This window comes from Pseudomonas sp. Tul2A7, assembly GCF_054790505.1.
On sequence record NZ_CP186499.1, the window covers coordinates 1,222,587 to 1,244,346 of the forward strand.

The window sequence follows — 21,760 nt, forward strand, 5'->3', positions numbered from 1 at the left end:
GAGTTGCTGCGATGAGTGAACGCCAGGGTTTTATCCTGCACGCCAAGACCCGCCCGGAAAAAGCCGAGGCCTTTGAGGCGTTGTTTCGTGCTTACGTAGAGCCGAGCCGCGCAGAGCCGGGCTGCATCGAGTACCACATGCTGCGCGACAAGGAAGATCCGACACTGTTCATCTTCTACGAGATCTGGGCGTCGCAAGCGCATCTGGATGTGCATTCGAACTTGCCGCACATGACGGCATTCTTTGAACAGCGCATGGACTATCTGGAGCGCGATTTCGATATCCGCCAGATCGAAATGCTCAGCGAAGCCTCGGCTAACCGCTGATCAACAAATGGGCGCCAAGCGCGCCCATACCAATAAAGAACACCCGCTTGAACAGCACGGCGCTGATGCGTTCGCGTAGCCATTGGCCAAGCAACATGCCGAGAATGGCCGGGATCAGCGCCAGCAGCGAAGCGCTGAGTTCGCCGCCACCGAGGGCGCCACGCCAAAGCAATCCAGCGGCCAGCGCCAACGTCGAAACGGTGAAAGACAGGCCCAGCGCCTGCACCAGTTGATCGCGATTCAAGCCCAGCGCTTGCAGGTACGGCACCGCTGGAATCACGAAGACGCCGGTGGCCGAGGTGATGACCCCGGTGATCAAACCGCACGCCGGACCCAGCCAGCCTTCATGGCGCGAATTGACGCTCAGCGTTGGCAGAAACAAACCGCTCAACGCATAAAGCAACAGCGCCGCGCCCAACCCGCGCACCACCCAATGCCCGCCCGCCATGCCGATCGACAACGTGCCGATAGCGGTGCCGAGGAAGATCATCAGCAGCATTGGCCACAGGCGCTTGATCAGTCCTTTGAGGTGACCACCAAAGGCGAGTTGCCAGACATTGGTCAGGGTTGCCGGGATGATCAGCAACGCGGCTGCCTGCGACGGCGCCATAGCCAGACCGAGCAAGCCCATGGCGACGGTGGGCAGGCCGAGGCCGATCACGCCTTTGATCAGGCCGGCGAGGATGAAGGTCATGATGACCAGCAGGGACAGGGCCAGGCCGAGGTGCTGGTAGAAATCTGTGAGTGTGTTCATGGCGCTACTGTGCGCCAGTCGGAGTTGGCTGAAAATCTGCCATATACTGAGGCTGCCTCTCTTTTAGCAAGAGGCTGATTTTTCCATTGAGGCTTCTGGCCCATTCGCGAGCAGGCTCGCTCCCACATTGGATGGGTGTCGTACCAAATCCCCTGTGGGAGCGAGCCTGCTCGCGAAAGGGCCCGCCCAGACATCACAAAAACCAGAGGCTGCCAACCATGCACTTCGACCTCACCGACCTGCGCCTCTACCTGCACATCCTCGACACCGGCAACATCACCGCCGGCGCCGCCCGCAGCCATTTATCCCTGGCCGCCGCCAGCGCCAGAATCCGCGCCATGGAAGCCTCGCTTGGCGTTGATTTTCTCGAGCGCGGCCGCCGTGGCGTCACCCCGACGGCCGCCGGAAAGGCGCTGGCCCAGCACGCGCGCATCCTCCTGCAACAAGCCGAACGCCTGCAGCAGGATCTGGCCGACTATGCCCAAGGCGTCAAAGGTCAGGTAAGGCTGCTGTGCAACACCACGGCGATCACCGAATACCTGCCGGAAGTACTCGCGGACTTCCTGCGTGATCATCCCAATCTCGACATCGACTTGCAGGAACTGCCCAGCGCGCGCATCACCCACGCCTTGCGTCAGGGCGCGGCGGACCTCGGGATCGTCTCCGATGCGGTCGACACCCACGGTCTGCAAACCCGACCCTTTCGCGATGATCCATTGGTGCTGATCCTGCCCCCCGAGCATGTTTTGGCGAGTCAGGCGTCGCTGACGTTTGGTGAAACCCTGGCGCACGACTATGTAGCGCTTGGCAGCCACAGCGCGCTGGCGATTCACCTGGAGGAACAAGCGCTGCACATCGGCCAGCGCATGTCGATCCGGATCCGTGCCGATGGCTTCGAGGCCGTCATGCGCATGGTGGCGCGAGGTGCGGGGCTGGCCATCGTGCCCAAGGTAGCCATCGAGCGCTGGGCGGCGGTGCACTCGATAACGTGCCGGCCGCTGGACGAAGTCTGGGCCCATCGCACTCTGCAATTGTGCGCGCGGGACTTCGACCACCTGCCCGGTTACGCCCGGGCCTTGTTTGATGCGCTGGTGCCTTGACTCTACCGCTAGGGGCAGACTCTATCCTGTGAGCTTCATTTCAGGAGTACACACAATGAGCAAACGAATGCTCGTGATTCTGGGTCACCCCTCCACCGACAGCTTTTGCGGGGCATTGAGTGAGACTTACGTTCAGGCCGCCAAGGACGCCGGGCATGAGGTGCGGCTGTTGCGTCTGGATGCGCTGGAGTTCGACCCGGTCCTGCACGAAGGCTACAACAAGGTGCAGCCACTGGAGCCCGATCTGCTGCAAGCCCAGGCCGATATCACCTGGGCCGAACACCTGACATTCGTCTATCCGATCTGGTGGGGCGGGATTCCGGCGCTGTTGAAAGGCTTTGTCGACCGGATTTTCCTGCCGGGTTTCGCCTTCAAATATCGCGAAGGCAAAGCCTTCCCCGACAAGCTGCTCAAGGGCCGCACCGCGCATTTGCTGGTGACCATGGACACGCCGTACTGGTACTACAAATGGATCTATGGCATGCCCGGGTTGAATCAGATGCGCAAGACCACGCTGGAGTTCTGCGGCATCAAGCCACTGAAGACGCTGACCTTCGGGCCGATCCTTGGCTCCAAACCAAACCAGCGCGATGCCTGGCTGGAAAAGGCGCGCTTGACCGCCGCCGTTTAAGGTTTTCCAGCCGCCTCAACTGACGGCGCACCCGCCGCCGTCAGTGCCTCTTCGGGTTCCCTTCACGCGCCCGTCCGTCGCCTGTGCACGTCATTTACGCGCAGTTGCAATTTTCTGATGGTATTGGACATATAATCGCCGCCGATCCGGCATGACGCCTGATCGCGCTAGCTATGTTTGATCATCGAGACGGACCTTATGTATATCGGCAAAGCCGCCCAGCTGTCGGGCACCACAGTCAAAAGCATTCGCCACTACGAAGAAATCGGCCTGTTGCCCGAACCCAAGCGTGAAGGCAAATACCGCATCTACAGCCAGCAAAGTGTCGAAGTGTTGACGTTCATCAAGTGCGCCCAGCAACTGGGCTTCAAGCTCAAAGAGCTGCAGGTGATCCTCAACAACTACCGTGGCGACGAATTCCCGTGGGACATGGCGCAACGAGCCATCGCCGAAAAAAAAGCCGAACTGGTAACCCAGATCGGCGATTTGCAGCAATTGCATGATGGCCTCGAGGCGTTTGAACACAACCTCAACGACGCCCGCCAGGAATGTCAGTTCGAACGCATCGCCCGTTATGGCGAAAAAAACCCGGGCACTACCCTGAACTGAAAACCCTATTACGCCGCATGACCAGGCTCGCCTGCCGTCTCAGGGCAGGCGCGCCCGCGCGTTGGCGAATCAGCCCGGCACCGGCTCCCCTTCTGTGCGCAGCGCTTGAACCGGCGCATGCACCGGCGCTATCGCAGCAAAGAACCACGGTGACACCAGCGTCACCAGGACAATGGTCATGACCCCGCTGGAAAACAGCGCCATCGCCACCAGTGCACCGAGATCGACAATCGGCTTGAAGTCGGAAAACAGCAGCGCCATGAAGCCCACGGAGAAGATCACCACGTTGATCACCGTCGAACGACCGACGCTGTGCATCGCCTGCAAAATGGCCGCGTCGATCTCAATGCCCTGCTGCACCAGCAACTTGATCCGCGACAGCAGGTGCACCGCGTAATCCACCACCCCGACCACCAGGAACGTCACCAGCGTCGTGCCGATGTTCAGCTCGATACCGAACAGGAACATGAAGCCGTAGACCGTCACCGAGGTGGTCAGCAAGGTCAACATGCCGAGCACCCCGAGGCGCACCGATTTGAGCCAGTACATCATCATCAGCGTAACGACCAGCAAGGCCAGGGAAAAACTCAGCACCTGGCCCTGAGTGATTTCCTGCAACACCCCGGTCCAGATCAACGGCGTGCCCGCGTGGGTCACTTCCAGGTTGGCCGGTTTGTTCACCAGCAGCCAGGCATCAAGGCGGTCGAGCATGCCCTGATAGTCGCTGGCGACCGACGAGGTCATGGTGTACAGGGTCAAGGCCTTGGAGAAATCGGCGTTGAGCACGTTGTTCAGGTCGGAACCGCCACCGTTTTCGAACAGCATCACGTGCTGCTCGATCAGCGAATTGCCCGGCACTTCAAAACGCTCGACCTGCCCGTCATCATTGACCGACGTTACTTTCTCCACGGCATTCGGCACCCGCAGATACTCCGGGTTCATGTCGTTGAGCACCAGGTTCATACGCTTGACGTAGGTGGCCAGTGAGTAGCCGTAACTGACGTTCGGTTGCTGCTTGATGAAGTGGTCGAGCTTGTCGATGAACTGCACCACTTCGGTGGTCAGCACGCCGCGCGGCTCCTTGCTGTCGATGGCGATCCAGCCCGGGGCCGTGCCAGCTACTTTGGCGTGGTTGATGAACTGATCGGACACGCGAATGTGGCTTTCCGGCTTGAAGTAGGCGATGCCGGAGTCTTCGATATCGACGCGGAAGGTGAACACGGTGGCCAGCGCCAGCAGCGGCAGCATGACCATCAGGATCGGTTTGCGAAAGCGGATCATCCAGGCACAGAACGCGACCAGATAGCGCGAGATGATCGACTCCTGGTGCACCACAGCCTTGGCCTGCTGCGGCTGATCCTTGCCCCAGATGGAAATCCACGCCGGAATCAGCAACAACGAAATAATCAGCGCCGCGGTCAGACCGATCGACATGAACACGCCGAAATTACGGATGCTGACAATGTTGTTGGTGGTGGAAATCATGAACGTGGCGATGGTCGTCACGGTCGTCAACACCACCGGCACCACCATCAAGCGCTGGGTTTCGCGGTTGGCCTCGCGATTGCTCTTGCCGGCGTTTTTCTGCTCGTAATATTCAGCCATCACATGGATCGCATCCGAGCAGCAGATGGTGAACAGGAACACCGGCAGCACACTGGTCAACAGGTCGAACGGCACTCGCAATAGCGCCATCAGGCCCAAGGTCCAGATGGTGCAGAACAGAATATTGAACAGCGGCAGCAGCACGCCCAGCGGTTTACGGAAGAAGAAAATCAGTAGCAAGGTAATCAGCAAAAACACGATCGGGAACAGCACGGCCAGGTCGTGATCGATGATTTCCTGCTGCGCGGCGATGAAGATCGGCATGCCGGCAATGAAGATTTCGTCCTTGTACTCCGGGTGCTCGGCCTGATATTGCGCGACGATGCCGCGCACGATCTGATAGGCGCGCAATTGCGCCTGAGCGTCGTCCTGCTTGGTGCCGAGCTCGGCCACCAGCATCGCGACTTTCTTGTCTTTGGACACCACCCCGTCGACCATCAATTCGTTGCCCATGATCTGCGACTCGACCAGCGCCGGGTCCATGTCATAGGCATTCAGGGTTTTGTGGATCAACAGCTCACCGTCGTCGGTCAGGACGATGTTTTCCAGGTCGCCCATCGAGGCCATTTCGCGGATCGGGTTGATCCGCTCGGCGAGAAAGGACAGGAACAGCTGATCATGGGAATCCCAGTTCTGACTCTGGGCATGATCACGCAATGCCTTGGCGTTGGCGTAATCGTTCTGCGAAAAACCACCGTCGAGAATGTCCCGGGTCAACAACTGCGCACGGCTGTCGTCTGAATGCCGGGCGACGATCTGCGCCAACTGCTCCTTGTCGGCATCGTTGGCCAGGATCATTTTGCGCACCGACTGCGACATCGAAAACAGCGCGTTGAGCGTCGATTTGTTGAATACCGTTTGCGGGTTGTTCAGCGCCACCATCACCGAGTCGAACGTGCCGGTAAACTCACCTTGCAAATCGATGATGGTCTTGCGCGCCGGGTGGCTTTCCTTGAGCAGGTAAGGGTTGGTGTCGGACACCAGCGCGCCCAGCGTATAAGTGAAATACGCCGTAATCGCCACCAGCAGGAAAACAATCGCCCGCGCATAGCGCTCGACGAAATTCAGATATCTTTCCATGATCATGCGGTTCCAGGTGGTCGGGGTCGGCGCTTAGCGGGCAGACACGGCAAAGTCCGGCAGGTCACCGGTTTTCAGCCCGCGTTTGATGGCGGTCTGGGTGAAGAGGCGGTCTTCCAGAGAAACGTTGTACTGCAACTGGTTGAAGCGCATTTCCGAACGCGTGCCGTCGATAAAATGCTCGGTTTCACTGAGCACGATGCTGTCGATCGAGTCGATAGTTGCGACTTTCTGCGTGCGCATCTGCTTGATCAGCACACCTTTGACGTCGAAGAAATCCTGACGCATGACCAGGAAATTCTGCTTGTCGATCCACACCTTCAGTTTGTTGTAACCGGTCTTGGCCAGCACCTCGGGGGAGGCTGGTTCGCGCTCGATCACGTAGCAGTCGCGGCCCTTGATCTGTTCTTCGCCGACGAGTTTCTGCGAGTAGTCCTTGACGCGGATCTTGTCCAGATCGGCATACGAGTACTCACTGCCCATGAACGAGCCGCGCTTGTCGGTGGTGGAGATGCGGCGGGTCTGACGGCTGACCGGCAGGTACATCCACTGGCTGTCTTCCAGGCCGAGGGTTTCGTGCGGGTTTTCGATGTGGAAGGCCACGTCACGCACGTCAGTCGGCGCGGAAAAGTACATGCTGAACTTGTCGCTGTCCGGGTAATCCTTTTGCAGGTAAGTGAACTCGCGAACCCGGGTATTGCCTTTCTTGTCATGCAGGATCAGCGAAACCTGGGACATGAAGCTGTTCCCGTCATTGCGATCGCGTACCTGACGGATGATCTCATCAGCATTGCCAGCCTCGGCGGCACTGGCGCAAGCGCTACCGAGGATCAGTGCGGCGGTGGTCAGACTTTTCAAAAACGGCAACATGACAACTTCCTTTTCGTTGGATGAATGCACCTGCGCGCGAGAGCGGCAGGCGTGATGGGTCAGAACAGATAACCGGCCGACAGCCGCACTTGATCGCGCTTGCTGTACTCGCCGAAAGTCTTTTCGGGCTTGCCGAAGAACACATCCACTTCCAGGCCGAGCTTGATGTAGTCGACCGGTTTGTAGGTGAAGATGCCTTGCAGCAAGGCGTCGTCCTGAAACGGCGGTGAGCCAGCGACCACCAAGCGACTCTTGAGGCGGTCCTGCCAATGGGTGCCTTCGGCCGACAGGGTGAACAGCGGTTCGCGCTTGTCCTGCAACATGCCGTCCTGCCAGTCGAGCAGCACTTGTTCCTGCCATTGCGCCGAGATCAGCCAGTCGCGCAGCAGGTAGTCGACGCCCAGCAGCGACTTGACCATCGGCGTGCTGTCGGCACCGTAGGCGCGGGTCGGATTGGTCACGCGCCAGTTGTCGAAATACGCGACCTCGCTGCGCACCACGATGCTGTGCCCGGCGTCGATCGCCAGCCCGGCACCGCCCATGGTGTAACGGGGAAACTGCCGTTCCAGTCGCGTACGACCGTCATCGGCGAGGCCTTCGACGGCGTACACCGGGTCTTGCTGACGGGCGCTCAAGGCAACAAAACTGGTGTCCACCGCGCCAATCCGGCCGTTGGCGCTCAGGCCATAGGAATAGCCCTTGTCGCCGTCATAGCCGGGTTTGGAATCGAGCAGGAAATACTGCGGGTCCGGCGTAGCAAACAGTGGCGCGGCAAATTCACTGCCCTCAACCGGCGCCCGGTTTTTCACGAAGTCGGTGATCCACAGCGCCTCCAGTTCCCACTCGCCCACCGGTTGTGCAAAGCGCACCATGGGCACGGCGATGCGGCTGTCTTCGAGCAGCGGCGTCAGGCCATCGCGATAGTCCAGCGGGTTGATCTGATCGAGCACGCGCAATTCATCCGCGCGGCCCCAGACCACTTGCTGCCAGCCCACCGTCACTTCGCCGTCACCCAGCGAATGGCCGACGTAGAGGTGCCGCCAATCGGCGTCGAAACGGTACTTGTCCCGCGCCCGTTCGCTGTACGGATTGTTGCCGTCATAGCGCGCGTCGTAACGCACGCGGCCCTTGGCCTTGTAGTAACCGCCCTCCCAGTTGTCTTCTAGGTTGGCCTTGAAATACACGGCTTTTTGCGTGATCTGGTCGTCGCCGTGCAGGCGCAAAGCCGTGGCCACGCCGACTTCACCGTCGGCGTAATCGGGCTTGAGATCAGCGACGGTAAATTCGGCCATCGCGCCGGGCGCAGCCATGCACGCCCACACCGCACAAGCGATATGACTGTTGTGAAATCGAGGCATCGCTACATTCCCAACCCGACACCGCCATCGATCACCAGACTCTGCGCGGTCACCCCGCCAGCCTCGGGGCTGGCCAGGTAACGCACCATCGCCGCCACTTCTTCGCTCTGGATGAAACGGCGCATCGGCAGTTTCTTCTTCGCGTTGCGCACGATCTGTTCCTGGGTGAGCCCGGCAATCGCCGCTTGCGTCGCCAGTTCACCCTGCAACATCGGCGTATCGATCCACGCCGGCAGAATCGCATTGACGGTGATTTGCCGCGAAGCGAGATCCAGCGCCAGCGCCTTGGTCATGCCGACGATGCCGTGCTTGGAGGCGCAGTACGCAGTGTTGCGCACCTTGCCGGCACGACCGAGGATCGACGACATGTTGATGATCCGCCCACGGTCAGGCATCAGCGCCAGACACAACGAGGTCACGTAGAACGTGCCGTTGAGGTTGACCGAAATCACCTTGTGCCAGTTGTGCAGATCTTCCGGTTCGTTCTCGTTGCAGATGCCGGCGCTGTTGACCAGCACGTCGACGTACTCGACTTGCGAGCCGAGTTTCTTGAACAACGCCTGCATGGCCGGCAGGTCGGCAATGTTCGCCGCATGGGTTTCGACCCGCGCCTTGATCTGCTCCTGTTGCTCGTCGACCCAGCGTTGCAGTTCGGCCAGATCGAGATCCAGCAGGATCAGACGATTGTCGGCGTCGGCGGCAAAGTTCTCGGCAACCGCGCGGCCGATGCCTTTCGCCGCTCCGGTAATCAGAATGGTCCGGCTCATGGCATCTTCAACCCGCCGTTGACCGACAGGACCTCCCCGGTCAGGTACAAACCGCGATCGGCGAAGTACAGCACCGCTTCGGCAATTTCTTCAGGTTCGGCGTAGCGTTTGATCAGCAGACGCGACTGGATTTCTTCTTCCTGACTGCCGATCAGCGCGGTACTCATCTCGGTCTTGACGATGCCCGGGGCAACCGCGTTGACGCGAATGTTGCGCGGCGCCAGCTCCACCGCCAAGGCACGGGTCAAGGATTCGACCCCGCCCTTGGCAGCGGCATAGTTGCTTTGGCCTTTGCCGGGCTTCTGCGCCGCCACCGAACTGATGTTGACGATGCAACCGCTGCGCTGACGCAACATGCCCGGCACCACCTGCTGACAGCAGAGCATCGTGCCGATCAGGTTGGTCTGGATCACGTCGATCAGGTCGCGCGCCGACATCGTCGCCAGCAAACCATCGCGAGTGATGCCGGCGTTGTTAACCAACAGATCGATACGCTGAAAATGCTGATCGACCCGCTCGAAAAACACCTTGATGCTGTCGCCGCTGCTGACATCGCACTGCAACGCCAGGCAATCGATGCCCGACGCCTGAACCTCATCGCGCAAGGTCATTGCCGCGACTTCATCGCGCACGTAACTGAACGCAATCTGATAACCCGCCCCGGCCAGGGCCTGGACAATCGCCCGACCGATGCCACGACTGCCACCGGTCACCACTGCTACTTTATTCGGCATGACCGTTCCTTAGAGCGAGTTGTCGGTTTTGAACTGGGCGAGGCTGAAGCCGTGAGTCGCCGCCAGTGCGCGAATCTGCTGCACTTGCTCGCGGCTGATGTCGCCGTAGGAGTAGTGCTGTTTCATACCGGACAGGCCCATCAGCACCGATTCGGCCATGCACGCGTACAACTGACCTTGCTTGAGATAGGCCCGTACGTTTTTCACCAGGCCATCGCCCAGCGGCGTCTGCACAATGCCGCCGTGCATGTAGAGCACGTCGGAGCGTTGGCTGGCGAGGTTCTGGTCAACGTTCAGCGGAACGGCGATGTCGCAGATCACGCTGTTTTCGGCGAAGTGCTCGGCAAAGAGAAACGGCTGCGGTGCGTTCGCCGCGCAGAGCACGATGCGCGCTTGTTTCAGCACATCAAGATCGTTGCTGACGGTGATGAAAGCGTTTGCGCCCAAGCGTTCTTCAACCAGTTTCGCCACGCGCAGCCCCAGATCGGCACTGCTGCCATGGGCCTGCAACAGCCCATCAATACCGTCGATTTGCTGCAAGCGACGGGCAAGACGGTCGTGCTCGGCGACACCCTTGAGAATCGCGCGGGCGGCTTCGGCGTAAATCAGTTGCGCGGTTTTTTCCAGACGACGCAGGGAACCGTCGCGGCCGCTGCCGATGAGGATCAGGTGCTCGACACTGGTCGACAGCAGCGAGGCGTAGGTCGAGGCGATGTTGCCCGCCGCACCGACCACCGCAGCGGTCTGCTCGCTCAGTTCCAGGCCTTGCTGCTTGCAGCCCTGTTCGATGGCTTCCAGACCCATGCCGATGGTCAGAGCGTTACCGGAGGTCAGCGCCATGTCAGGAATCTGCAAGGCCTGGCAGTTGTTGGTGACGATCGAGGTGTACATGCCCAGCCCGGCGACGCTGTAACCATCGGCACGGGCATCCTTGATGCGATTGCCGACTTCTTCGCGGATGGTTTGCAGATCGCCGCTGGCGATGTACGCCGCCATGGCATCGGAATCCATGCACAGCGGGTACAGGGTGAATTCCACGGCAGTGCCGAGTTTCGAGCGAATCTGCACCGGGCCGATCGGCGCGGCTCGGCGCTCGGGCGCCATGCGCTTGATGAACTCGCGTTTCTGCTCAGCGCTCAGGGTCGACAGTGACGGATCGACGTCGCTGAGCATGTCCGAATCAATCAGATGGTTGATGAACGCCACGCGCGCCACCACGCGCACGTTCTCGTCAGACTTTGGGCGGGTTTCGCTCTCCTTGAAGCTGACCTCGCGCGCCGGCACGTCAGCGATGCTGTCGGCGCACACACCGGCGGCCAGCGGGAAAGCATCGCGGCGGCGCAGCATGTCGCAGACTTTCTGCAGGGAGCCGATCAAGCCGTCGATCTCTTCGAAGGTGATGCACACCGGCGGTTCCAGACGGATCACATTGGCGTTGCTGCCCGACGGCGCCACGCGCAGGGATTCGAATTGCAGCAGGTAGCCGGCAATGATGTAGCCCAGCGCATCGTTGTACTGCGCCGACGCCTGAACCAGTGAGCTGGTGCCGGTCAGGTCGTGCAGTTCGAAGCCCAGCAGCAAGCCACGACCACGCACGTCAGCGATCACGTCCGGGTAGGCCGTTTTGAGTTCCAGCAGCGAAGCCTTGAGGTACTCGCCCTTCTTGTTTACGTCCTTGAGCATCGCGCTGTCGTTCTCGAACAGACGGCGCAAGGCCGACAGGGCGATATGGCAGGACGCATCATCTTCGGCAAAGGTCGAACTGTGGATGTAGCTGAAATCGTTTTCGTAGTGGCTGGCGCGAATCACCGTCGCGGCAATCTTCATCAAGCCACCGCCCAGTGCTTTCGACAGGCAGTAGTAATCCCCCTGCAAGTTGAAATGACTGGCACCGAGCAAAGTGCCGGTGCGGCCGAAACCCGATTGCACTTCATCGATGATCAGCGGGCACTGCTGCTCGTTGCACAGACGCCGCAGGCCCAGATAGAACTCATTGGCGAACTCGTTGATCCCGCCCTCGCCCTGAATCGGCTCCAGCAATACCGCCGTGATCGCGCTGAATGCTTCGCGGCGCACTTGCAGGGTTTCGCCGTTCCATTCCAGGCTCAGCCAGTGACGTACGTGACGGGCTGGCAGCTCCTGCAATTGCTGTGGCTGTTGCGGGTCGATGAACTCGACGTTGAGACCGAAACGGGCGAACGGCTTGCGGTACTGCTTGCCATAGGTCAACTGAACGGTGTTGACCAGTTTGCCGTGGAAGCTGCCGCGCACAGCGAGGAATACCGGCTCGACATGCAGCTGCGCCAGGTTGTGCTGACGCACCGCTTCGGCCACTTGGCGCACGGTGACGCAGGACAGATTCTGCGGCAGCAGACCGGCGGGTAAATCGAGATCGTCGATGTCCAGTTCGACGTAAGCCTTGTCGCTGGCGACCAGATTGGCGAGGGCGAAATCACGCTCGTCGAATTGCTTCTGCAGGTTTTTCTGACGACGGTATTCGGCGTGTTTGACGGCGATCTCCACCGACTCGGCGCCACTGTTGGAGAAGGTCGAAATGTAGCGTTCGCTGTTGTTCAGCTCACGGTTGAACGCTTCACTGAGTTCACGCCCCAACTGCCCCGCCGCACCGCGCACCGACATCTGCGCGTTGAACGGTACATCGGCACGCAGCAGATCGACGAGTTGATCGACAAATTGCGGATCGTTGTGGCCATACAACGCAGCGCCGTAACCACCGAGGAAGTCGGTGACGGTCACTTCGTCGCCCTGGCGGTCGCGGTAAAACAGTTTGCTGCCCAGCGCTCTGTGGAACTGGCATTCGAGGCCCAGGGCCTGCATCAATTCAACGAATTTCGGCCGTACGTAATCGCGGTAATCCATGACAGTTCTATCCCTTGAGTAAAAAAATCAGCTGCGTTTCGTTGCGTGCCGAGGGTCAGTCGGCCGCGTGAAATTCGAGTTGGTAACCGGCGCTGAAACCGTTGTCGTCGCGGTTGATGACCAGGCAATCGTGGAGCACGGCATCGCGCGGCCCACCGATCACAAACGGCAGATGCGCATCCAGCGGTTGCTCCAGGCCACTGACCGGCGGGATGCTTTGCGCCTGCAAGACCTGCCGGGCAAAGATCAGGTCAACCAGGCTCGGTGCACCACTGAGCATGCCGGTCAACGGCGTGCTGCTGGTGATGTGCGCGGCGCCGGTTCGCGCCAGCGTGCGGGCCAGATCGGCATCCTTGTGCGGATCGCCAGTGGCGCTGCTGATCAGCAGATCCACCTGTTTGTCCGGCAGGTTCAGCGAGTCCAGACGCGGATGTGCGAACAGTGCTGTCAGGCAGGTTTGCGGCCCTGCCGGCAGGTCATCGGCGCGGCGCAGTACCAGCGCCGCCGCACCTTCGCCGGCAATGCCGCCACTGCCTTGGCGATCAAAGGCACGCAGGCTTGGCGAACCGTCGGTGCTGATCACCCCCGCCTCGGCCAGTGCGGCAAGCGCCAGCGGATCCAGTTCACTGCCGGCGCCAACCACAATGGCTGCATCGATCCGACCGCTCTGCAACGCCGCGCAGGCTTCGCGCAGCGCCGCCAGATTGCCGGCCACGCCTTGCATGTAGGCGTTGCATTCGCACTCAAGCTTCAAGGCCAGACTGACGACGCCGAGCAAACCGTTGCTCAGGCTCTTGAGCACCAGGAACGGATCGAGTGCGCGCTCCTGCAACACGCGTTTAGCCAGACGCTGCATGTCGGCACCGGTCTCGGTCTGACATTCGTGCAGCAGTTCGCCGTAAGACGCGAGCGACGGATGGGTGTAACCGCCCTGGCAGCAATAGAGACCAAACCGCACGTTGTCGCGGCCCGGTTCAAGCCCGGCCTCGGCCAACGCCTGGCGGACCGCACTGACACCCCAGATCACCGCCGGCGGACAGTAACGCTGGAGGTTTTGCGCAACGTCCTGACGGCTACGTTGATGATCTCGATCAGCGATGTGCCCGAATGCAGTGACCCGCTCGCTGTGGAACAACGACGAGTTCAGGGGCGAGATCGCGCTACGCCCTTCGCGGGCCGCCGACCAGAAACCCTCAACGCCCCAGCCGGTGGGCAACACACAGCCGCTGCCGGCGATCGCGACAGGTACAGTGGTGTCAGTCATTGTCCGTGCTCCCGATATTTGCCAAGGGCCAGCGAGGTATTGAGGCCACCGAAACCGAAGGAATTACTCAGCGCGTAATCCACTCGGCGGCTGACGGCTTGCCCGGCGCAGTAATCCAGATCGCACTGTTCGTCGGCGTCATGCAGGTTCACCGTTGGCGTGACCAGATCGTTGAGGCAGGCCAACGCGGTGACGATGCATTCCGGTGCGCCAGCCGCGGCGATCAGGTGACCGAACTGTGATTTGTTGGCGCTGACGGCCAGGGTTCGATAATGCTTGTGCTCGGCGAACACGCTTTTGATCGCCAGGGTTTCGGCAACGTCGTTGAGCGGTGTCGAGGTGCCGTGGGCATTGATCAGATCGATCTGCTGCGCGCGCAAACCGGCGTCGTCGAGCGCAGCCTGCATCGCCAGTGCCGCGCCACGTCCTTCGGGTTGCGGTGCGGTGACTTTGTAGGCGTCCAGACTGCTGCCGAAACCCAACACCTCGGCATACGGCGTGGCGCCACGGGCCAAGGCATGTTCGAGGCTTTCCAGCACAACGAAACCACCGCCCTCGCCGGCAATCAGACCGCTGCGGTCACGATCGAACGGACGGCACAGATCCGCGCCCCAGCGTTGCTCGCCCGAAGCGGCACCCAACAGATACAACGCCGCCATGGTGTCGAGGTTGAGCACCGAGTCGGCGCCACCCGCCAGCGCAACGCTGACTTCTCCGCGACGAATCATCTGAAAGGCATTGCCAATGGCTTGCGAAGCACCGGCACAGGCACTGCTGATGTTGATCACCGGCCCTTCACAGCCCAGGTCGTCGGCGATTACCCGCGCCAGACGGTCGTTGCTCTGGCGTAGCGAGCCATCGGCATTCACTTGCCCGGCCCGCGACATCAGGTATGACCAGCTCGGGGTACCGCCATTCGGCGCTTCGCTCAGCAGCATGTCGGCGAGCATGTGCTGCGGTGCGCCCGAGGCACACAGCACCGCCGCGTCCCGCAACTGTTCTGGCTGCAAGCCGCTGTCACCGACGGCCTGCGTGGCAGCCACCCAGCCAAAGCGGCTGCGCTTTTCCAGCGGCATCGTCCAGGCCGGATGGCTTTGCAGTTTTTCCGGCAACAGGCGCATATCGACCGGTGCCGCGTAGCGCACCGCGAACGACGCCTCTTGCACGTCGTCCGGCTGCCATGGCCGCACGCAATGTTCGGCGCCGAGCATTTTTTCCCAGAGGGTCTGCCATTCGAAACCGAAACCGGTGACGGCGCCCATGCCGGTGATCACAATCCGTGTCGCACTCATGCGTGCTTCTCCATGGTTTCACTGGCCAACAACAATGCGCCCCAGTGACCGGCGCGAGTGTGGCTGACAAGCAACGTGTAGCCCGGCGTCGCCGCGACTTCACAGCTCAGGTGCAGTGTCAGTGCGACTTCTGTCAGCAAGCCGCTGGCGCCCAGTTCACCGGTCATGGCGCGGGTGCTGCGAATCTCGCGCGGGAAAGCTTCGAGCAACTTCATCACTTGCCCGTCAGCGCAATTGCCGACGATATGCTCGACGTCGCCGACCCGCAGTTTTTCGACACTCAGGACCTGGTCGATCACGCGCCGACCCACCGCCACAGAGCGTTGCGGATCGTTGCTGTAACCACGGGCAAATCCGGCAATGCGCACGGCGTGTGCCGCGCCCGGCGCAGGTGTCGACGCCAGCAATAGCGCGGCGGCGCCCTCACCGAAAATCGGTTCGCTCGCCTGATCAGGCTCGCGCAGGTACAGGGCCGGGGTCAGGTTCGGACTGCTGCTGACCACCAACGCGGCGTCGGCATGCCGCTCGCCGATCTGCTGGCAGGCTTCGATCAGCGCATCCAGCCCGGCGTTGTCCTGGGAACAAAATCCGCCCATCGGCCCATGGCAATTGAGCGCTTCAGCCACATAGGCCATGACGCTGCTGTTGAGCAGGGTCAGCGCATGCAGAGGCGGTGTGTTGGCCAATAACTGCGCCAGTTGTTTTTGCGGCTGTTCGATGATCGCCTGCACCGCATCCCAGCAAGGACTCGGCGCATCGACTTCGGGAATGGCCGCTGTCAGGGCAATGCGTGACGCCGGCAATTGCAGCGCCGCCAGTGCTGGCGCCAGCCGTGCGGCGCAGTGCAACAGGCGCAAGCCCTGCGGTTCGACGCTGCGCTGGATCTTGCGATCAAACAGGTCACTGGCCAGTCGCGGCGCCGGTAATGCAAACGCCTGACGCTGTGCGTCAAAGGCCAGCGGTTGCGCCGCACAGGGTGTGCCGAGCAAGTCAGCACATTCACTGCCCGCCACATTCAGCACCGCAGCGGCATTGAGATAGATGGCTCGGTTCATGTCATGCCCTCCCCAGAACCAGCGAGCTGTTGATGCCGCCAAAGCCGAACGAGTTGGACATCACCACGTTGATCGACTGGCGCACCGGCTCGCTCAAGAACTTCAGCGAAGGGTATTCGGCACGCTCGGCGTCGTAATTCAGGGTGGGCAACAGCACACCGTCACGCAGGCTTATCAGCGACAGCACTGCTTCGATCGCGCCACTGCCTGCCAGCGAATGACCGATGGCGGACTTGTTGGCGGTGAATGTCATGAAGTCCTGGCAGCCGCCAAACAACCGCTGCAGCGCCAACGCTTCACAACTGTCATTGGCCTGTGTGGAGGTGCCGTGGGTGTTGACGTGTTGCACGGCGCTGCGCAGCAGCCCGGCGTCTTCGATTGCTGCTTCCATGCATTCCTCATATTTACTGCCATCGCGGCTGCTGGAGGTCATTTTCTGCGCCTCGCAGACATTCGCGTAACCCAACACCCGGCCCAATGGCGCAGCCTTGCGCCGCTGCGCGTGTTCAGCGGATTCGAGAATGACCATCGCCGAGCCTTCGCTGAGGACAAAACCGCTACGGTCAGGCATGAACGGGCGGCTTTGTTCGCTCGCCGGCAAGTCGGCCTGACAGAGCGCGCCGAGGCTGTTGAACATGTAATAAGGCAGTTCGTTGGCCATCAGTTCGACGGCGCCGCAAATAGCCAGATCGATCTCTCCGCGCTCGATGGCCCGGTAAGCACTGCCGATGGCCATGGTGCCGGCGGCACAGGCATCGGAATGGGTCGAGATGTGATCGCGAATGCCGAGCCGATCGGCCAGGTGTTGCGTCTGTTGATCGACCCGCCGGGTGAAGGTCGCGCTGGAAGGTGCCGGACTGTCCAGCAGACGGTCGAGGTCGACGCGGCCGGCCTTATCCATGCAACGGCTGAGCCGCTGCAGATCGTGGCTGTCGGCACAGTACTTGTTGGCCCCCAGAAACAGACCGCTGCGACTGTGGGCAAAGTCTGCCGGCGTCAGGCCGGCGTGCTCCAGCGCCTGCCGGGCAACGTACTCGGCCAGCACACTTTGTCGCGGGTGCAGCGCCGCATTGCCGCCGAAACCGGCACCGATCTGCTGCCACTGCGCGTCATCAATAAACCCGGCAGCGCTGTTGCTGAATCCCAGCGCCTTGAACCGGGGATGTTCGCGGACACAGGATTGCTTCCGGCAAATCCGCTCGAACAACGTGGCAGCGTCCAGCGCCATGGGCGCCACCAGACCGAACCCGCTCACATAGACTTCTCGTGCCCGCATGAGAACTCCTACACCGCTTCTTTGGCGTGAGTGGCGACAAACTGCTCAACCAATTGACGCGACACTTCATCGCCATCCGCCGGCACCAGACGCGCACTGCACGCGCCGCAGACCACTTGTTGGCGCTCGTTCAGAATCGCTTGGTGGGCGTTGCAATCCGGGCAGGTTGCCGGCAGATAGTTGAAGAGATTGCGGCACTGGTTGGCCCAGTTACGCACCGTAGTCGCGGCGAACACCTGAGCCGGTTGCATGCCCGCCTTCAGTTGATCCGGGGTGTAGGCGCTCAGGCTTTGCTCAAGCAGGCTTTTGCCGCTTTCAGTAATGCGACCGTTGGCGAGAAACTCGCTGGCATCACCGCAAACCGCCACCGCATGGTCGAGCACGCTGGTTTTCGGCAGTGTGCAGCCATATTGGCGGCCCAGCTGGAAGCTCAGGTCGACGATGTCCAGCGAATCGGCACCGAGGTCTTCGACAATGCTGCTGTTTTCTTCGATGTCATTCGCATCCATCACCAACAGCTGTGCGAGGATTTCGCGAGTGCTGGCAACGACATGTTCCAAGTCCAATGGATTGTTCATTTCTATCTCCCTATATGTCGTGACTACTTCATGAATTCGACTTATGAAAAGTAACTTTTCCCACAGCAACTTCTCACGCGGCGGGAATCTAAACTCTGCCCTTAAGGGGAGAGTCAACGAACTATTCAAGGTTTTTTTACTAGTCGAAAAAAGTCTGCAAACCCCCCACGGACACCGCACCTCCTTGGTGCGGTGAACGACTTATTTACTTAACAAAGACGGGGTAAGGTGGGGCGCCCGCGGTATCAGGCAGGCCGACTATCGAAAGCAACTAAGGACGCAACGGAACAGACGTACTAAAAGTAAAAACCAGACAAGTAAAATAGTTATAACTTCATAACCTTTGTTTTAGATCAATACTGCCGTTAATTGATTTTGCTGGAAGGTTTACTCCCCGATCCGTAAAACCTGGCAGCGTTTATGGATATCTGCATGTCGAGCACAGACATCTGGGCCCAGGCACGGCGCTATAGGGTGCAGCTTCCGTTTGATCGCCTTGTCTGGAGCCGACACATGACCGCCCCTATCACCGTTCTACGCGACACCCATCCGCTGCCGGTACTTGATGCCTGCAAATGGGAAAAACTCGAAGGCGACCCGCACACCGTCAACCTCAACGCCTACACCAGCGAAGACGGCAGCAAGATCATGGGCACGTGGATCTGCACGCCGGGCAAGTGGCGCGTCGATTATGTGAAGTGGGAGTACTGCCATTTCCAGGAAGGCTACTGCGTGATTACCCCAGACGGCATGGCGCCGATTCATCTGCGTGCTGGCGATATCTTCGTGATTGAGCCGGGCATGAAGGGCACGTGGGAAGTGGTCGAGACCGTGCGCAAATATTTCGTGTTTGCCTGATGCAAAAAAGCCGGGAGATCACCCGACGTGATTTCCCGGCAAACAATGTCTGATATACGCAAATCCCCTGTGGGAGCGAGCCTGCTCGCGAAAGCGGACAGTCAGTCACTTCCTTGTTGAAGCGACCGCCGTCATCGCGAGCAGGCTCGCTCCCACAGTTTGTTCAGCGCTGCCCTTCTATTGCAGGCTTACGATAGCTGTTGATGATCGCCGAGAAATCCTTCCCGCCATCCCCACGCTGACTCATCGCCTGATACAACTGCTGCGCCACCGCGCCGAGCACTACCGGTTGATGAGCCTGACGCGCCGCTTCCGTTGCCAGCCCCAGATCCTTGAGCATCAGTTCCGCACCGAACCCACCGGTATAACCACGCGAGGCCGGTGCCGTTTCGACGATGCCCGGCCACGGGTTGTACATCTCCGAACTCCAGCAACGCCCGGTCGAGCTGTTGATGATCCCGGCCAGCACAGTCGTGTCGATACCCAGCGCATCACCCAGCGCCATCGCTTCACTGACGCCGACCATCGAGATCGCCAGCAGCAGGTTGTTGCAGATCTTGGCGATCTGCCCGGTGCCGACTTCGCCGCAATGCACGATGTTGCGGCCCATCTGCGCCAGCACCGGTTGCAGGGTGGCGAACAGTCGCGGGGTGGCGCCGACCATGAAGGTCAGCGTCCCCGCCGTCGCGCCACCGGTGCCACCGGACACCGGCGCATCGGCCATGGCCACGCCTTGTTTCGCCGCAGCGGCCGCTACATCGCGGGCCGTCTGCGGATCGATGGTGCTGCAATCCACCGCTGGCACACCTTGGCGAATGCCAGCCAGCACACCGTCCTCACCGAGCCAGACACTGCGCACATGCACAGCCGCCGGCAGCATGGTGATTACCAGTTCGGCGTCTTCGGCGGCTTCACGGGCCGAAGCGCGAATGCTGCCGCCCAGTTGCTCCAGTTCCGCCAGCACGGTTTTATTCAGATCGACCAGATTCAGCGAGTGGCCTGCCTTGATCAGGTTGCGCGCCATCGGCGCGCCCATGTTGCCCAGACCGATAAATGCGATTTTCATGATCGATTCCTCAGCGCAGGTTGATGGTGGTGTTCACGCCGTCGTTGACGCTATCGTCATCGAACCAGCGCGCCGTGACCGTTTTGGTCTGCGTGTAGAACTGCACCACTTGCTTGCCGTACGGGCCGAGGTCGCCGAGTTTCGAACCGCGCGAACCAGTGAAGCTGAAGAACGGCACCGGCACTGGAATCGGGATATTGATGCCGACCTGGCCGACATCGATTTCAGTCTGGAATTTACGCGCCGCCGCACCGCTCTGGGTGAACAGGCCGGTGCCATTGCCGAACGGGTTGGCGTTGACCAGCGCAATCGCCTGATCGAGGGTGTCGACTTCCAGCACCACCAGCACCGGGCCGAAGATTTCCTGGGTGTAGATCTGCATGTCGGTGGTCACGCCCGAGAACAGGGTCGGGCCGACAAAGTTGCCCTGCTCGTAACCCGGCACCTTGATGTCGCGACCGTCCAGTTCGAGCTTGGCGCCTTCCTTGATGCCGCTTTCGATCAGCTCGAGAATTCGTGCCTTGGCTTTCTTCGAGATCACTGGGCCGACATCAGTGCCTGGCTCGTTACCGGCGTTGACGGTGAGTTTCTGCGCCAGCGCTTTCAGATCCGGCAGCCATTGTTTCGCCGCACCGACCAACACCACCACCGAAGTGGCCATGCAACGTTGCCCGGCCGCACCGAAACCGGCGCCGACCAGCGCATTCAGCGCTTGTTCGCGATTGGCATCGGCCAGCACCACGGCGTGGTTCTTCGCGCCCATCATCGATTGCACGCGCTTGCCGTGTTTGCCGGCCAGGTCGTAAACGTGAGTGCCGACGGCGGTCGAACCGACGAAGGACACCGCTTTGATGTCCTTGTGCGTGCACAGGCCATCAACCACGTCTTTACCGCCGTGAACCACGTTCAACACGCCCGCCGGAACGCCGGCCTCGATCGCCAGTTCCACCAACAGCATGGTCGACAGCGGATCCTGTTCCGAAGGCTTCAAGACGAAGGTGTTACCGCAAGCGATGGCCATCGGGAACATCCACAGCGGAATCATCGCCGGGAAGTTGAACGGCGTGATGCCGGCGCACACGCCGATTGGCTGACGCAGGGTGTAGGTATCGACGCCGCCGGCGACGTTTTCGGCGAACTCGCCCATTTGCAGGCTGCCGATGGAGCAAGCGTGCTCGACCACTTCCAGGCCACGGAAAATATCGCCCTCGGCGTCGGCAATGGTTTTGCCCTGCTCGGCGCTGAGCACCACGGCAATGCGTTTGGAGTGTTCGCGGATCAGCGCTTGCAGCTTGAGCATGATGCGCATGCGCGCGCCGATCGGGGTCAGTTTCCAGGTCTGGAAGGCACGCTGGGCGGCGCTGACGGCAGCATCTACTTCAGCGGCGGTAGCGAACGGGACTTTGGCCAGCACTTGCTGGGTGGCCGGGTTGACGATGTCGTGCCATTCGGTGGACTGCGACTCGACCCATTCGCCGTAGATCAGCAGTTTGACCTTCTGCAGCGTGGTGTCGTTGGGCGTAAGCGATGCGTTCATGCTGGTCTCCGAAACTTGTTTTTATCGTAGGAGCCAAGGCGAAAGGTTCGCCTTGAGATGAGGCGTGTGTCACGAATTGGTTGTCGGACTGTTTTTGGAGTATAGATGTGCAAACTTCTA

At 60.6% G+C, this 21,760-nt stretch carries 19 protein-coding genes; 5 read left to right on the top strand and 14 right to left on the bottom strand.

All coding sequences use genetic code 11. The annotated features are described in order from the left end of the window. The first annotated feature begins 11 nt into the window (after positions 1–11). Positions 12–326: a putative quinol monooxygenase gene (locus ACOYXJ_RS05665; protein ID WP_460368351.1), complete on the top strand. Its 315-nt coding sequence runs from the start codon at positions 12–14 to the stop codon at positions 324–326. Here ACOYXJ_RS05665 and ACOYXJ_RS05670 read toward each other — a convergent pair. Next, on the bottom strand, positions 316–1,080 hold the full coding sequence (locus ACOYXJ_RS05670) for a sulfite exporter TauE/SafE family protein (protein WP_460368353.1): 765 nt from the start codon (positions 1,078–1,080) through the stop codon (positions 316–318). The genes ACOYXJ_RS05665 and ACOYXJ_RS05670 overlap by 11 nt on opposite strands. A gap of 218 nt (positions 1,081–1,298) precedes the next feature. On the opposite strand from ACOYXJ_RS05670, the gene ACOYXJ_RS05675 reads away from it, so the two are divergent. The 3 genes from ACOYXJ_RS05675 to ACOYXJ_RS05685 all read left to right on the top strand — a co-directional run bounded on the left by ACOYXJ_RS05675 (position 1,299) and on the right by ACOYXJ_RS05685 (position 3,420). Further along, the gene (locus tag ACOYXJ_RS05675) at positions 1,299–2,180 is read left to right on the top strand and encodes a LysR substrate-binding domain-containing protein (RefSeq protein WP_016984259.1); all 882 of its coding nucleotides are present in this window, start codon (positions 1,299–1,301) and stop codon (positions 2,178–2,180) included. A gap of 55 nt (positions 2,181–2,235) precedes the next feature. Then, on the top strand, positions 2,236–2,811 hold the full coding sequence (locus ACOYXJ_RS05680) for an NAD(P)H-dependent oxidoreductase (protein ID WP_150792266.1): 576 nt from the start codon (positions 2,236–2,238) through the stop codon (positions 2,809–2,811). A 198-nt stretch (positions 2,812–3,009) separates the two neighbouring features. Next, entirely contained in the window at positions 3,010–3,420 is a 411-nt protein-coding gene (locus ACOYXJ_RS05685) for a MerR family transcriptional regulator (RefSeq protein ID WP_095119576.1), read from the top strand. 69 nt (positions 3,421–3,489) lie between these two features. Here ACOYXJ_RS05685 and ACOYXJ_RS05690 read toward each other — a convergent pair whose 3' ends face one another. Genes ACOYXJ_RS05690 through ACOYXJ_RS05740 form a run of 11 tightly spaced genes read right to left on the bottom strand, consistent with a single transcriptional unit; the run spans position 3,490 to position 18,179 of the window. After that, entirely contained in the window at positions 3,490–6,105 is a 2,616-nt protein-coding gene (locus ACOYXJ_RS05690; protein WP_460368356.1) for an efflux RND transporter permease subunit, read from the bottom strand. Between the two features lie 33 nt (positions 6,106–6,138). After that, positions 6,139–6,975 carry an outer membrane lipoprotein-sorting protein gene (locus ACOYXJ_RS05695; RefSeq protein WP_093442334.1) on the bottom strand — a complete coding sequence of 279 codons (837 nt, stop codon included), beginning with the start codon at positions 6,973–6,975 and terminating at the stop codon, positions 6,139–6,141. A 59-nt stretch (positions 6,976–7,034) separates the two neighbouring features. After that, positions 7,035–8,333 (bottom strand): DUF1302 family protein, encoded by a 1,299-nt coding sequence (locus tag ACOYXJ_RS05700; protein WP_460368359.1) that lies wholly within the window; start codon positions 8,331–8,333, stop codon positions 7,035–7,037. Positions 8,334–8,335: 2 nt separating this feature from the next. Next, entirely contained in the window at positions 8,336–9,100 is a 765-nt protein-coding gene (locus tag ACOYXJ_RS05705) for an SDR family NAD(P)-dependent oxidoreductase (protein ID WP_460368361.1), read from the bottom strand. Continuing rightward, positions 9,097–9,834: a 3-oxoacyl-ACP reductase family protein gene (locus ACOYXJ_RS05710; RefSeq protein ID WP_460368363.1), complete on the bottom strand. Its 738-nt coding sequence runs from the start codon at positions 9,832–9,834 to the stop codon at positions 9,097–9,099. Before ACOYXJ_RS05710 ends, ACOYXJ_RS05705 begins: the two co-directional genes overlap by 4 nt. A 9-nt stretch (positions 9,835–9,843) precedes the next feature. After that, positions 9,844–12,714: an aminotransferase class III-fold pyridoxal phosphate-dependent enzyme gene (locus ACOYXJ_RS05715; protein WP_460368365.1), complete on the bottom strand. Its 2,871-nt coding sequence runs from the start codon at positions 12,712–12,714 to the stop codon at positions 9,844–9,846. Between the two features lie 55 nt (positions 12,715–12,769). Then, a complete protein-coding gene (locus ACOYXJ_RS05720; RefSeq protein WP_460368367.1) occupies positions 12,770–13,978 on the bottom strand; it encodes a beta-ketoacyl synthase N-terminal-like domain-containing protein in 1,209 nt (402 codons plus the stop codon). Further along, the gene (locus ACOYXJ_RS05725) at positions 13,975–15,270 is read right to left on the bottom strand and encodes a beta-ketoacyl-[acyl-carrier-protein] synthase family protein (protein ID WP_460368369.1); all 1,296 of its coding nucleotides are present in this window, start codon (positions 15,268–15,270) and stop codon (positions 13,975–13,977) included. The genes ACOYXJ_RS05720 and ACOYXJ_RS05725 overlap by 4 nt, the downstream gene beginning before the upstream one ends. Then, positions 15,267–16,325 carry a beta-ketoacyl synthase gene (locus ACOYXJ_RS05730; RefSeq protein WP_460368371.1) on the bottom strand — a complete coding sequence of 353 codons (1,059 nt, stop codon included), beginning with the start codon at positions 16,323–16,325 and terminating at the stop codon, positions 15,267–15,269. The genes ACOYXJ_RS05725 and ACOYXJ_RS05730 overlap by 4 nt, the downstream gene beginning before the upstream one ends. A gap of 1 nt (position 16,326) precedes the next feature. Continuing rightward, positions 16,327–17,601: a beta-ketoacyl-[acyl-carrier-protein] synthase family protein gene (locus ACOYXJ_RS05735; protein WP_460368373.1), complete on the bottom strand. Its 1,275-nt coding sequence runs from the start codon at positions 17,599–17,601 to the stop codon at positions 16,327–16,329. Between the two features lie 8 nt (positions 17,602–17,609). Next, positions 17,610–18,179, bottom strand: coding sequence for an acyl carrier protein (locus ACOYXJ_RS05740; RefSeq protein WP_095119586.1), 570 nt, complete (start codon positions 18,177–18,179; stop codon positions 17,610–17,612). Positions 18,180–18,692: 513 nt separating this feature from the next. Here ACOYXJ_RS05740 and ACOYXJ_RS05745 point away from each other — a divergent pair. After that, a complete protein-coding gene (locus tag ACOYXJ_RS05745) occupies positions 18,693–19,037 on the top strand; it encodes a cupin domain-containing protein (RefSeq protein WP_460368375.1) in 345 nt (114 codons plus the stop codon). A 163-nt stretch (positions 19,038–19,200) separates the two neighbouring features. On the opposite strand, the gene mmsB is transcribed toward ACOYXJ_RS05745, so the two are convergent. Both mmsB and ACOYXJ_RS05755 read right to left on the bottom strand, forming a co-directional pair. Continuing rightward, positions 19,201–20,103, bottom strand: coding sequence for a 3-hydroxyisobutyrate dehydrogenase (mmsB, locus tag ACOYXJ_RS05750; RefSeq protein WP_460368377.1), 903 nt, complete (start codon positions 20,101–20,103; stop codon positions 19,201–19,203). 10 nt (positions 20,104–20,113) lie between these two features. After that, on the bottom strand, positions 20,114–21,640 hold the full coding sequence (locus ACOYXJ_RS05755) for a CoA-acylating methylmalonate-semialdehyde dehydrogenase (protein ID WP_460368379.1): 1,527 nt from the start codon (positions 21,638–21,640) through the stop codon (positions 20,114–20,116). Positions 21,641–21,760 lie beyond the last annotated feature (120 nt).